Source organism: Phytoactinopolyspora mesophila (assembly GCF_010122465.1).
Classification (GTDB): Bacteria; Actinomycetota; Actinomycetes; order Jiangellales; family Jiangellaceae; genus Phytoactinopolyspora; species Phytoactinopolyspora mesophila.
On the sequence record NZ_WLZY01000007.1, the window covers coordinates 50012 to 62924 of the forward strand.

Here is a 12913-nt window from a genome sequence, read left to right on the forward strand (position 1 = left end):
TGACTTCAAGCATATGCCCTGATAGCGCCAGGGGAAAGCCAGGGTCGCCTATGTTGGACGTTCGATAGGCCTCAGCCGGCCGGCCCGGCCGGTGACCCGCCTGCTCCAGGCCGCTTTACGGGGCTCGACGCATCGAAACGATCGCGTGCAGGGCGCCGGCGAGGGGACGCAGTTCCGGGTGGGAAGCGGCTTGAGCTTCCAGCGCTGAGAGCGCACGGACGTCGGCGGGATCGTCGACGAGTGTCCCCGGCACCAGGTCGGTGAAGATCCGTACGCCATGAATCTCGTCGACGACGAATCCCACGCTGGCGAGCAGCGCCCCCAGGCCGGCCTCGCTGAATCGTCGCGGCAGTGGATCCGTGGCGCCCCAACGTCCGTCCGGATCCTCGAGCAGGTGCTTGGCTTCTTCCAGATGCCCCGCGACTGCCTTTCCGATGACAGCCGCGTTCCGCTGGGCCGTGACGATGCTTCCGATCGCCGAAGGGCGCAGGCAGGAGGCGATACCCGCCAACGCCGTGGCGGGGTCGTCGGCCACTTCCAGCACGCCGTGGCAGAGCACGACGTCCGCCGTTTCCGCTCCGATGAGCCCAGGAAGCCCGGCAGCGTCTCCCTGAACTGCTTCGACCTGATCGGTGACCCCGGACTCCAGTGCCCGTTGCCTCAGCGTCGCCAGCGCGTTCGGACTAGGATCGACGACGGTGATCCGGTGCCCTTGCGAAGCCAGCGCGACCGCGAAGACGCCGCTGCCGCCGCCCACGTCGAGGATGTCGAGCGCGGAGTGTCCCAGCTGCGCTTTCCGGCGCTCGAGCAAGGCGACCACCTGGCTCCACAAGGCCGCCGTGCGAGCTCCCTGGTGCGGATTGTCCGGCATCTGGTCTCCAGTGTTGGTCCGGTGCATGAGCGTGGAGTCGACGACGACAATAGGTCCAGTATCGGCTGATCGTCACCCGAATGGCTGCCATGACACGGCGACCGGTCCGCTGACGCTCCCTTTCGCGGCGGGCCCGCGCCGACGATCATCGCGGCTGTGGCGGCCCGGGTCTCGGGTGCGGAACAAGGATCAGCTGTCGCTCGAGCGCGCCCACAGGTTGAGCCCGGCCTCGAACAGATGCTCGTCGATGGTCGCGATCTCGTCAGCGGTCAGCTCCGCATTCTCCAACGCGCCCAGGCTGTCGGTCAGCTGCTCGACAGTGCGGGCACCGATCAGGACTGACGTCACCCGCTCATCTCGCAAAGCCCAGCTGAGCGCGAGCTGTGCCAGAGTCTGATTGCGCCCGGCCGCGATCTCGTTGAGCGCGCGAAGCCTCGCACGTATGTCGTCGGTGATGATCGAGGCGTCGAACGATCCCGGCCGCGCCGCTCGGGCGTCGTCGGGAATACCGTTCAGATACTTGCCGGTCAAGAGTCCCTGCCCCAGCGGCGAGAACGCGATCACTCCGACACCCAGTTCGCCCACGGCGTCCAGCAGATCGTTCTCGATCCACCGGTTGAACATCGAGTACGAGGGCTGGTGGATGGTCAGCGGCGTTCCGAGTTCGGCCATGATCCGCGCGGCTTCTCTGGTCCGGTCCGCAGAATACGACGAGATACCCGCGTACAACGCCCGGCCGGACCGCACAGCCGTGTCCAGCGCACCCATCGTCTCTTCCAGCGGCGTGTCCGGATCGAACCGGTGAGAGTAGAAGATGTCGACGTAATCGAGGCCCATCCGCTCCAGCGAGGCGTCGAGGCTGGCCAGGAGGTACTTACGCGAACCCCACTCTCCATAAGGCCCCGGCCACATGTCGTAACCGGCCTTGGTGGAGATGATCAGCTCGTCACGATACGGCCGGAAGTCCTCGGCAAAGATCCGGCCGAAGTTCTTCTCGGCCGAGCCAGGGGGCGGCCCGTAGTTATTGGCCAGATCGATGTGATTGACGCCATGGTCGAAGGCTGTCCTGATGATCTGGCGCTGGGTGGCCAGCGGCGTCTCGTCGCCGAAGTTCTGCCACAGGCCGAGTGAGACCTCCGGCAATCGCAGGCCGGTGCGGCCACAGCGCCGGTACGTCATGGACTCGTAGCGGTCCTCCGCTGCCCGGTGCGGAGCATGGACACTGAGGTCTTTTGGTGGTCGTTGACTCATACATGGGAACCTACATCTCGTGCCGAAACGCCGTTCACGCCGCCGCCCGGATCCGCAGCCGGGGCAACATCCTATTGACACCGGCACCGCTGAGCTCGTTCCAGACGGCGACGGATCCGGCGGCTGGACCGTCGTCGTCAACGGCGCACCCAGTTCATATGTTGATCTCGACAATCCCACGCGACTCGAGTTCGAGTACGTTCAATGGACCGGTCACATACTCGACGTGGTGGCTCCCGAGGCAGCACCGATCGACGCCGTGCACATCGGCGGCGCCGGCTGCACACTCGCGCTCTACACAGCCGCCACCCGGCCCGGGTCTCGTCAGCTCGTCTTCGACGTGGACGCCGCGCTGGTCGTCCTCGCCCGCCAGGCATTCGGCCTGAAGAACGTCAACGGTCTACGACTAAAGGCAGCCGACGGCCGCGCCGGCCTCGCCACTCTCCCCGACGCCAGCGCCGACGTCGTCATCCGGGACGCGTTCGACCAGACGGCGGTGCCGCCCCATCTCGCGACGGTGGAGTACCACCGGGAGGTGGCCAGGGTGCTGCGTCCAGACGGTATCTACGTGGCCAACGTCGCCGACAACGTCCAGGTGCGCGACTCGCGGGTGGAAGCGGCGGCGGCCCAGACCGTCTTCACCGACGTAGCCATGGTGGCCGAGCCGGCGCAGCTCCGCGGTCGCCGCTACGGCAATGTGCTGATCCTCGCGTCACTGACGCCCCTCCCGGAGGACGCGCTCGTCCGCCGCCTCGCGGGCGGGGCGGTACGGGCCCGGTACGTCGGCGGCGAGCGCGTGCGCGAACTCACCTCCGGCCACCACCCCCACCACGACCCCACCTAGATGATCATGTTTGGTGGGTTTTCTCGTGCGTCACCACGCCTGCAGACATGGTGACGCACGAGAAGTCCTCGGTATGTGCCCGTCGGTCATCGGCCCGCAAGCCTGCCGCGGCATCGCGCCGAACTCCTAGCCGAGCTTCTCCTTCAGGATCCGCGCGTCGACCTGCCGGCGGGACTCGAGATAGTGCTCGGGGTCGTAGCTGAACGAGTTGTATCGCAGCTCGCCCCCCTGATCCACATAAGACCGCGCTGTCGCGTCATCGGTCAGCTCGCGCAGCAGTTGCAGTGCTCGGTGGTCGTCCATGGCCTGGGTGAAGACCCGATGACGCAACGAGAGCAACGGGTGTCCGTCATCGCCGGGGTAGACGATGAACGCGTCACCGGCCGGGAACGCCCCACCGGCACATGTGTCCTGGAACGGGTTGACGGCCCGGAGCGAGAACTGGGTCCGCCAAAAGTTGAAACCCCAGTGCAGGAACCCCGGAGCTCCGGCCACGAAGAGCTGACGCCCCAGGACCCGGTTCCGCAGCGAGGGCAGGCCGATGAATCGGTTGGCGACATCGCGGTGCTGGGATACGCAGTGGTAGACCCACGGGCTGGTGCCGCTCTCGAGGAACGGCCGCACGTGGTTGGTGGCCACGATGGGTGTTTCCACAACGCCGTCTTGCACGAATGTGAAGTCGCTGAGAGCGTCTGCCACCGTCGCGCCCTGAAGAAGGTCGGCCACGACCGCACGCGCCGAACGGTAGTCCTCGAGCATCTCCTCACGAGGCTCGTCGCTGATGTGAAAGAAGACGTCGCCACCCCAATGTAAGTCGAGGTAACGGCGCAGTTGCGGGATGAGCTGCTCCATCAGATCCCGGTAGCGTGAATCGGTGGCGGGGATGTGCCAGCCGAAGCGGTGCTCGATTCCTGCCGGGGTGTCGACATAAATCGCGGGTGTGGCGCGGGCACCCCACTGGGTGAACAGATGGGCTATCTCGAGCGTGCGGATGCCGTGCCGTTCACACATCCGTAGCCACCGCTCCAGCCGCTCGAACCCGAACCGGTAACCGCTGCCGTCGTCGGCGATCTGAATCAGCTGGACAGGGGTGCGGGTATGTCCGACAGCGGTGTCGAGCGGCGGGGTCCAGGTCGGCGTGAGGATCGAGTTGACGCGCATCTGGGCCGCGGCGGCAACGTAGCGGTCGAGGATCTCCCAGTGATCCTCGCTGAAGACGTCGGCCCCGTAGTACTCGGCAAGGCAGTCAGCGTGAAGCCAGTGGGTGTTGATGATGTCGAGCTCCGGCAACGCCACCGGATGGATCGTGACGGGCAACTCGGTCCGGTATAGCTGTTCGTCCGTCCTCTTGTCGGTCACGACGATGGCGAGCTCGTGCTGACCCGCGAGCGCGGGGTCGTCGAGCTGAATGTCGATCCAGATCGAACGCCAGTAGCCGACGGCAGGAGCGATCTCGTCCTGGGGACCGAGCGGGCGCAGCAGGTCCGGGTACAGGCCGGGGGTGTCTCTCAGGTAACCGTCGTCGTGCCCGTCGAACGCGAGGAGTGTGGCGGGTACCAACTCGACCACACTCATCCGCACATGTTCCGCCAACGGTCCTTCGGCCCAGGCGCGCAGCGGCGGCAGAGATTGGAGATTGTCGACCGCGGGAGGCAGGAACGCGATCTGCGCGCAGAGCGTCTCGCCAAGGAACCCGGATAGTGCAGATCCGCTCCGGGCCGGACGTGGACGTTCGTCGGGGAAGACCTTCTCCAGGCAGTCGACGGTGTAGAAACTCCATTCGGGCCGGAGTTCGCGGCCATGGCGCACAATGATCATCCTTTCAGTCCGACGGAGGCAACGCCCTGGACAAACTGTCGTTGCAGCACGAGATAGATCAGGAACGGAACCAGGAAGGAGACCGTCGCACCGGCCATCACGAGGCCGTACTCGGTGACGAAACGGCCCTGAAGCCTCGCTGCCGCCAAGGTGACTGTCTGCATGGATTCGTCGGAGATCACGACGAGCGGCCACAGGAAGTCGTTCCATGTCGTGAGAAACGTGAAGACCGTGAGAGCGACGAGCACCGGCCGGATCAAGGGGACCACGATGGCGACGAAGACCCTGCGGTCAGAAGCGCCGTCGATCCGGGCCGCCTCGAGCAACTCGTCCGGCACGTTCGACATGAACTGACGGATCAGGAAGACCCCGAAGGCGTTGATGATCGGCAGGATCAGGGCGATATGAGTATTGAGCAGGCCGAGGTCCCGCACGATCACGAAGAGCGGGATCATCGTCACCTGAACCGGGACCATCATCGTGGCGATGTAAATCCAGAACAGCGTCTCAGATCCGGGAAACGGCTTCTTGGCGAAGGCGAAGGCGGCAAGCGAACTGACAACGAAGTTGACGACGCAGGCGAGCGTCACTACCAGAGCGCTGGTGACGAGTGCGCGGCCGAACCCGTAGTCGGTGAACAGCCGGACGAAGTTGTCGAGCTGCAGGCGGTCCGGGTCAAACGAAAGCGACACGGTGTCGGCCCGCTGGATGCCTGTCACGACCATGAAGGCGAACGGCAGCAGAGCCACCACGACCAGCAGAAGCAGTACACCGTTGACCCCTAGGTCGGCAATTCTCTTGAGCATCGTCTCCCCTACTTCCGGTTCAGCAAGACACGCTGGGCAAAGGAGACCAGGAAAACGATCACGAAGAGCACCATCGCCATCGCCGAGGCATACCCCATCTGCATGTTCTGAAAGGCCGCGCCATAGATGGCCATGACCAGCGTGACGGTGCCACCTCCCGGCCCGCCGGCCGTCATGGTGTACACGAGGTCGAAGACCTGGAACGACCAGATCGTGCCGAGGATGACCACGAGCAGTGTCACTGGCCGCAGTGAGGGGATGGTGATGCTCCAGAACTGCCGGATCCCCCCAGCACCATCGATGGAGGATGCCTCGTAGATCTCGTTGGGGATGGCGAGCATCCCCGCGTAATAGATGACCAGGAAGTACCCGATGTTCTTCCACACCGTGACGAGTGAGACGACGACGAGCGCGGTGACGGGCTGTCCCAGCCAGTTGACGTTGTCAATCCCGGCGACGCCGAGCACAGTGTTGACCAGACCATGGTCGGTAGCCAGCAGATACCGCCACACACTGCCGACGATCACCATTGAGGCGATCACCGGGATGAACAGGGCGGATCGAACGAATGCCCCGAACCGGTGACGGGTCCGGCGCGCGACCATCGCCGCGATGACCAGCGCGAGCACAGTCTGCAACGGCACCGATATGAATGTGTAGACGAGCGTCTGCCACATGGCTTGCCGGAACGCGCCGTCGCTCAGAAGGGTCCGATAGTTGTCCGGCCCCACCCAGCTCGGTGATCGCAGCAATGAGTAGTCGGTGAGGCTGTAGTACGCCGACAACAGGATCGGCGTCACGATGACCACCGCGATCACGACCAGGCTCGGCATGACGTACCAGACCCCGGAGAAGGGGCGGAGCTTGCTCGGCCGTCGTCCCGGCTTTCCCACGGTGCGACCGGTGCCGACGTCGGCGTCGGCCTGAACCGCGCTCGCCTGCGTTCTGTTCGTCGTCATACCGTCAGTTCTGCGCGTTCTCGAGCGCGCGGTCGCCTGCCTCGGCGGCGTCAGTGAGCGCCTGCTCCGGGCTCTTCTGGCCGAGCATCATCTGTTGCAGATTGGTGTGCAGGGCGTTGTAGACCGACGAACTCCCGGCGACGATCGGGAGGCTGCGCTGAATCTCCGGCTGTGCGTAGAAGCTCTCAAACACCTGCGGGCCGACGTACTCCGCGCCTTCGGTGAGCGGCGGGTACGGGGCGAGCTGATGGAACTGGGCCATTTGCTCCGGCGAGGTGATGTACGCAACCAGATCGGCACAAAGCTGCTTGTCCGGGCATTTGTCGAGCATCACCAGCGCATCCGCTGCCACGAAGGTCGCTCTGGTCTGCCCTTCGAGGCTGTCGACGAAACCGAGTTCGAAGTCTCCCTCCTCGAAATTCGGATAACGTGCGTCCGAGGAGAAGACAAACGCCGTTTGACCCTGAGTGAACTGCGCCTCCACATCGTCGCCGATGAGACTCGTGACCGCCTCGGTCATGATGCCGGACTCACGCAACTCCCACAGGAACTCCGCGGCGGCAAGACCCTCGGCCGAGTCGAAGGCCGTCGCGGTGCCTTCCTCGTTGAAGAGTTCGCCACCGGCTTGCCATAGCAGCGGAAAGAAGGTCTCGTTCAACATCCCGGGGTGGCCGCCCCACGGCTGCTGGACGGGCGTGATACCCGCGTCGAGAAGCCTCTGGCAGGCCTCGAGGAATTCCATCCACGTCTGCGGAGGTTCGTCGACCCCGGCCTCCCCGAGGAGATCAGCGTTGTAATAGAGCACCCGCGCTCCGCCGACGACGAGCGGGATCGCTACCTGCTCACCGCCTACCTGACCTTCGTCGAGGTAGAGATAGTCGGGAGCATCCGAGTTCGGCAGATAGTCATCGAACGGGACCAGCGCTCCTTGGGAGTGGTAATCCCCAATCATCTCGGCGTACATCAGGCCGACATCCGGCCCTTCACCTCCAGTGATGCCGGTCAGATACGCTTCCTCGTAGTTCTCCCACGGGATGATCCGGACGTTGACGTCGACGCCATGCTCGTCCTCGAAGTTCTCGAGGATCGGCGCCCAATCCGAAGCGTCACTGATGTTCGCTTGGGGCGGCAGCCATAGAGCGAGCGAGTCGACGTCTCCGCCTTCGCCACCGCCGCAGGCCGTCAGCCCGACAGTGCCGATGACGGCGGCGCTAAGCATCGTTGATCGGCTGCGCTTCATTGTTTCCTCCTAGTCGCGGGCAACCGCTTGCAGCGAGGGCGCTTCTCTTCATCTTTTCGTTGCACCCTACAACGACTATCGGGTCTTGACGCCTATTTCTGATCGAAATTTGCAGTCCGGCATCAGCTTTGAGCAGTCCCGACTCGGCCCTAGCGACATGTTGGCGTTTCGCCGAAAGCTAATCTGCGCTGCCCATTTGCCCACATGGACAGGGGACCGCGCGCGACAATGCCTGTTACTTGATGATTTAGCCGTCAATCAGTCAACTACCGTCATGTAGTGTGATCGAGCGTGGAGGAGATGGAGAACCTTGGCCACACGCCGCCTGAGGCGTCGGCACTCAGGCTCAGGACGCGCAGGGCACCCCCGCGGCTCACGCCTAAGCCGTCCAGCCTCTCCGGAGGGCCACTCCCAGCTTCTTTCCCAGCCACGTCAGATGTGACCACGAGTGGCAAGCACTAGCCGGCAACGGCGGATGAGGCCGCGCGGGCGAGACTGGATGCCTCGGTTACCGCGCGGCCTCATCACCAGCGGACGCGTCAGGGGGTCTTATTCGGAGCCGGGGCCTGGTTTCTGCCAGGCCCCGGGTGTCTATTCGCTAGCTGCAGCCGCTAGTGGAACCGCAGCCTTCGCAGACGTAGCAGCTTCCCGCCGGGCGCATCTTCGTGCCACAGGTGACGCAGAGCGGCGCGTCGGTGCTGGTGCCCTGGAGGACTTCCAGCAACTCAGCTGACGTGTGGGCCTGGGCCGGAGCGGGTTTCGCGGCTTTCTCCTCGACCCTGCCAAGCGTTTCCACCGCTTCCGTCTCCGCAGCTGGCACCACGGGTGCGGACTGACGGAATGACTCGACCTCGACGTCGTCTTCGTCCACCGGCGCGTACTCGCCGGTCTGAAGTTGCTGCGTCCGCTCGGCAGCAGTGTGTATGCCGAGCGCGGACCTGGTCTCGAACGGCATGTGATCCAGCGCGAGACGGCGGAAGATGTAGTCCACCACACTCTGAGCCATTCGCACGTCTGGATCATCGGTGACGCCGGACGGCTCGAACCGCATGTTGGTGAACTTCTGCACGTACGTTTCGAGTGGGACGCCGTACTGCAGCGCTATGGAGATGGCGATGGAGAACGCATCCATCACACCGGCCAACGTGGAACCCTGCTTGCCGAGCTTGAGGAAGACTTCGCCCAGGCCGTCGTCCGGATACGAACCGGCCGTCACGTACCCCTCAGCACCTCCGACGGTGAACGACGTCGTGCGACTCGGACGCGATTTGGGCAGCCGCTTACGGATCGGCCGGTATTCAACCACGACTTCCCGCTCGGCTTCCTTACCCGACTTACGGGTGCTGCCGTCGGACAACGGCTGGCCCACCTTGCAGTTGTCACGATAGACGGCCAGCGCCTTCAGGCCGAGTTTCCAGCCCTGCAGATAGACGTTCTCGATCTCGTCGATCGTGGCCGATTCCGGCATGTTCACCGTCTTGCTGATGGCCCCGCTCAAGAAAGGCTGCACAGCGGCCATCATCTTGACATGGCCCATCGGCTCGATGGCTCGGGGCTGACCAGCCGCGCAGTCGAAGACCGAATAGTGCTCCGGCTTCAGGCCAGGGGCATCAACAACATTGCCGTGCTCGGCGATGTACTCGACGACCGCCTCGACGGTCTCCTCCGCGTAGCCGAGCTTGCGCAAGGCCTCAGGCACCGTGTGGTTGACGATCTGCATCGAGCCGCCACCCACCAGCTTCTTGAACTTCACCAGGGAGAAGTCAGGCTCGATGCCCGTGGTGTCGCAGTCCATCATGAAACCGATGGTGCCGGTAGGCGCCAGCAGACTCGCTTGGGCGTTCCGCCAGCCGTTCTTCTCACCGATCTTGTTGCCCTCTTGCCAGTATCGTGTCGCGACCTTCTGCACATCCCCGTCGAGTGCGAAGTAGGTCCGCAAGGCATCGTTGGCAGCGGCGTGCTTTCGCATCACCCTGGCGTGTGCATCGGCGTTGCGGGCATACCCCTCGTAGGGTCCCACCACACCGGCCAGTTCAGCCGAACGCTTGTAGGCGGCGCCAGTCATCAACGACGTGATCGCCGCGGCCAGGGCCCGGCCGGCGTCGGAGTCGTAAGCCAGGCCCGACGCCATGAGGAGCGCGCCGAGATTGGCATAACCGATGCCGAGCTGGCGGTAGGCCCGGGTGGTCTCGGTGATCTTCTCCGTCGGGAAATCGGCGAAGCTGATGGAGATGTCCATCGCGGTGATGATCAGCTCGACCGCGCGCGCGAACGTCTCTCCGTCGAAGCTGCCGTCGTCCTTCAGGAACTTCAGCAGGTTGAGGCTTGCCAGGTTGCAGCTGGAGTTGTCCAGGCTCATGTACTCCGAGCACGGATTGGACGCTGTGATCCGGCCGGTCTCAGGATTGGTGTGCCAGTCGTTGATGATGTCGTCGTACTGGATGCCGGGATCGGCGCACTCCCAGGCGGCCTTCGCCATCTTGCGGAAGAGCTCACGCGCATCAACGGTCTCGACGGTTTCACCGGTCATCCGCGCCCGAAGGTCGAACGGAGTGCCGTCCTCGACGGCGCGCATGAACTCGTCGGATACCCGAACTGAGTTGTTCGCGTTCTGGTACTGCACCGACACGATGTCTTTGCCGCCGAGGTCCATCTCGAATCCGGCATCACGCAACGCACGGATCTTGTCTTCCTCGCGAGACTTCGTTTCGATGAATTCCTCGATGTCGGGATGGTCCACGTCCAGCACGACCATCTTCGCCGCCCGTCGGGTGGCACCGCCGGACTTGATGGTTCCCGCCGACGCGTCAGCTCCGCGCATGAAGCTGACAGGTCCCGAAGCGGTGCCCCCCGAAGAGAGCAACTCCTTGCTGGAGCGGATCCTGGACAGGTTGAGACCAGCCCCGGAGCCACCCTTGAAGATCATTCCTTCTTCGCGATACCAGTTCAGGATGGACTCCATCGAGTCATCCACCGAGAGAATGAAGCAGGCGCTCACCTGCTGAGGCGATGCGGTACCGACGTTGAACCACACTGGGGAGTTGAAGCTGAATACCTGGTGGAGGAGCATCCAGGTCAGCTCGTGTTCGAACACCTCCGCGTCATCCGGGGTGGCAAAGTACCCGAATTTCTCCCCGGCCTGACGGTACGACTTGACCACACGGTCGATGAGCTGACGCAGGCTCCACTCACGGGCATCGGTCCCGACCGCGCCACGGAAGTACTTCGTCGTCACGATGGTCGAAGCGTTCAGGGTCCAGAAGTCCGGGAACTCAACGCCCTTCTGCTCGAAGAACGTCTCCCCCGTCTGCCAGTTCTGCTGGCTGACGTCACGGCGTTCCCAGGCCACCTCGTCGTAGGGGTGCACACCAGCCGTCGTGAACATCCGCTCGATGGTGATTCCCCGTGCGGCGCCCTTGGCCTTGGCCTTCCCGGCGCCCCTGGCTCCGGTACCGCCACGACTAGTGCCGCTCACCGTCTCTGTCATGTATCTCTCCCGTTTGTGTCTTGTTCCCCCGTGGCCGCTGCCGAGTCAATGACTCCCGTCAGCGGATGGAGAGCCCGCTCTTCGGTTCCTGCTGTATCCACAGCGATGGCATCTAGTGCAATTGGGAAGCATCCTCGACCCGGCCGCCCCGCAACACCGCGATCTCAGCCTCGAAGTCGGCCAGCGTGTCGAAACTGCGGTACACACTGGCGAACCTCAGATAGGCGACCTCGTCTAGCTCACGTAGCGGTTCGAGAATGGCCAAGCCGACCTCATGGCTCGGGATCTCGGCGCACCCGGCAGCTCGAAAATGCTCTTCAACCTGCTGAGCCAGCCGGGCCAGTGAGTCATCCCCGACGCCGCGCCCCTGACACGCTTTCCGGACTCCGAGGATGACCTTGTCCCGGCTGAACGGCTCGGTAGCGCCTGATCTCTTCACCACGGCCAGCGTCAGCTGTTCAACCGTGGTAAACCGCCGCTCACAAGACGGACATTGCCGACGCCGCCGGATGGCCGCGCCGTCGTCAGCTGTTCTGCTGTCAACCACACGACTGTCCGGGTGACGACAGAAGGGACAGTTCACGCGCGCTCCCCCTTCCAGCGGGTCCGGGGCTGTGGAATAGCTGGGGACAACCTGTGCATGGCCAACCACAACCTGTGGACTACTTACACATATGTAACTACTAGATATAGGGGTAACCGTACGTCGCGGTCGCGACGTTCGCAACCACAATGGTCGGATACGGGCCACGCAGCTTGTCTCTGCAGGTCACGGCACGTCATGAGGCCACCTCTCGGCGAGTCGCCTCGCACGCGCCAGCTGCCCGAAAATCAGACCGGAAGGTCCGCCGTCAGCCCAGCCCTAGCGGAACCAGCAGCGTATCCCCAGGATGGATGTCGCTACCGGATCGGAGGCCGTTCAGCTCGATGATCGCGTCGACCAGTGGGCGTGGATCTGCATCCGGGTTGACCGCCCGGGCAACGTGCCACAGCGTATCTCCGGCTTCGACCGGGACCGAAACCGTCTGGGCATCGGAGCCGGCGCCGTTGCCCTGCTGCGCGAACGGCAGGGCCGCCGCAGCGATCAGCACAACCCAGATGAGCGCCACGACGATCCGGCCCCGCCTGGTGAGCCTGGAGCCGTGCATACTGGGCGCTGCCGCCGACGAACACGAGCGCACCGCCGCCCTGCCGGGCGACACGCGCCGGACACCGACGGGCTGACGGTCACCAAGCTGACGGTCACCAATCGGAGCCGGCCGGACACGTCGCACGCGCACTGGAGCCTCGCTGGCAGCCTCCTCCACAGGCGCCGCACCCGGGCCGGCGACACGCCCGGACGCCCGGCCGAGCATCACGACACGCCGGCCGTGCTCACGCGTGGCCCCGCGGGACTCCCCGGCTGCCTGGGCCTCCGTCTTCCGCACAGTGGCTGCTGTGATGATCGCCATTACCTCTACCTCCGGTTCTTCGCGATCAGACTGCCCGAGGACCGAACAGCCGTTCGATAGAACATCCGTGCGAATAGTTCTACACGGAGGCACTGACAATGTCGAGAAAATCTCGAACAGATGTTTGATCGTGTCGCTGTTTCGGGCTAACCTGACACCGTCAGCACATGACGCACGGAGGGCCGG

General features: G+C 64.2%; 10 protein-coding genes. 1 reads left to right on the plus strand and 9 read right to left on the minus strand.

Features of this window, described 5'->3' with window-relative positions:
- Nucleotides 1-115: 115 nt before the first annotated feature.
- Entirely contained in the window at nucleotides 116-898 is a 783-nt protein-coding gene (locus F7O44_RS19265; RefSeq protein ID WP_222851504.1) for a class I SAM-dependent methyltransferase, read from the minus strand.
- Nucleotides 899-1060: 162 nt separating this feature from the next.
- Nucleotides 1061-2122 (minus strand): L-glyceraldehyde 3-phosphate reductase, encoded by a 1062-nt coding sequence (mgrA, locus tag F7O44_RS19270; protein WP_162451924.1) that lies wholly within the window; start codon nucleotides 2120-2122, stop codon nucleotides 1061-1063.
- 19 nt (nucleotides 2123-2141) lie between these two features.
- Between mgrA and F7O44_RS19275 the strand changes: the two genes are divergently transcribed.
- Entirely contained in the window at nucleotides 2142-2966 is an 825-nt protein-coding gene (locus F7O44_RS19275; RefSeq protein ID WP_222851505.1) for a spermidine synthase, read from the plus strand.
- Between the two features lie 126 nt (nucleotides 2967-3092).
- Here F7O44_RS19275 and F7O44_RS19280 read toward each other — a convergent pair whose 3' ends face one another.
- The 7 genes from F7O44_RS19280 to F7O44_RS19310 all read right to left on the minus strand — a co-directional run bounded on the left by F7O44_RS19280 (nucleotide 3093) and on the right by F7O44_RS19310 (nucleotide 12727).
- Entirely contained in the window at nucleotides 3093-4784 is a 1692-nt protein-coding gene (locus F7O44_RS19280; protein ID WP_162451925.1) for a DUF4091 domain-containing protein, read from the minus strand.
- Entirely contained in the window at nucleotides 4781-5590 is an 810-nt protein-coding gene (locus F7O44_RS19285) for a carbohydrate ABC transporter permease (RefSeq protein ID WP_162451926.1), read from the minus strand. The genes F7O44_RS19280 and F7O44_RS19285 overlap by 4 nt, the downstream gene beginning before the upstream one ends.
- Nucleotides 5591-5598: 8 nt before the next feature.
- Nucleotides 5599-6549: a carbohydrate ABC transporter permease gene (locus tag F7O44_RS19290; RefSeq protein ID WP_162451927.1), complete on the minus strand. Its 951-nt coding sequence runs from the start codon at nucleotides 6547-6549 to the stop codon at nucleotides 5599-5601.
- A gap of 4 nt (nucleotides 6550-6553) precedes the next feature.
- The gene (locus F7O44_RS19295; RefSeq protein ID WP_162451928.1) at nucleotides 6554-7789 is read right to left on the minus strand and encodes an extracellular solute-binding protein; all 1236 of its coding nucleotides are present in this window, start codon (nucleotides 7787-7789) and stop codon (nucleotides 6554-6556) included.
- Nucleotides 7790-8387: 598 nt separating this feature from the next.
- Nucleotides 8388-11276, minus strand: coding sequence for a vitamin B12-dependent ribonucleotide reductase (locus F7O44_RS19300; RefSeq protein WP_162451929.1), 2889 nt, complete (start codon nucleotides 11274-11276; stop codon nucleotides 8388-8390).
- Between the two features lie 112 nt (nucleotides 11277-11388).
- Complete coding sequence (gene nrdR / locus F7O44_RS19305; protein ID WP_162451930.1) at nucleotides 11389-11859, minus strand: transcriptional regulator NrdR; 471 nt, start codon at nucleotides 11857-11859, stop codon at nucleotides 11389-11391.
- 268 nt (nucleotides 11860-12127) lie between these two features.
- Nucleotides 12128-12727, minus strand: a complete 600-nt coding sequence (locus F7O44_RS19310) for a LysM peptidoglycan-binding domain-containing protein (RefSeq protein WP_162451931.1) — start codon at nucleotides 12725-12727, stop codon at nucleotides 12128-12130.
- Nucleotides 12728-12913 lie beyond the last annotated feature (186 nt).

What these genes read in the sequence shown, in the direction of transcription:
- F7O44_RS19290 (WP_162451927.1), bottom strand. Translation starts at nt 6,549, where the DNA reads ATGACGACGAACAGAACGCAGGCGAGCGCGGTTCAGGCCGACGCCGAC.
- F7O44_RS19295 (WP_162451928.1), bottom strand. Translation starts at nt 7,789, where the DNA reads ATGAAGCGCAGCCGATCAACGATGCTTAGCGCCGCCGTCATCGGCACT.
- F7O44_RS19310 (WP_162451931.1), bottom strand. Translation starts at nt 12,727, where the DNA reads ATGGCGATCATCACAGCAGCCACTGTGCGGAAGACGGAGGCCCAGGCA.
- F7O44_RS19280 (WP_162451925.1), bottom strand. Translation starts at nt 4,784, where the DNA reads ATGATCATTGTGCGCCATGGCCGCGAACTCCGGCCCGAATGGAGTTTC.
- F7O44_RS19300 (WP_162451929.1), bottom strand. Translation starts at nt 11,276, where the DNA reads ATGACAGAGACGGTGAGCGGCACTAGTCGTGGCGGTACCGGAGCCAGG.
- F7O44_RS19265 (WP_222851504.1), bottom strand. Translation starts at nt 898, where the DNA reads ATGCACCGGACCAACACTGGAGACCAGATGCCGGACAATCCGCACCAG.
- mgrA (WP_162451924.1), bottom strand. Translation starts at nt 2,122, where the DNA reads ATGAGTCAACGACCACCAAAAGACCTCAGTGTCCATGCTCCGCACCGG.
- F7O44_RS19285 (WP_162451926.1), bottom strand. Translation starts at nt 5,590, where the DNA reads ATGCTCAAGAGAATTGCCGACCTAGGGGTCAACGGTGTACTGCTTCTG.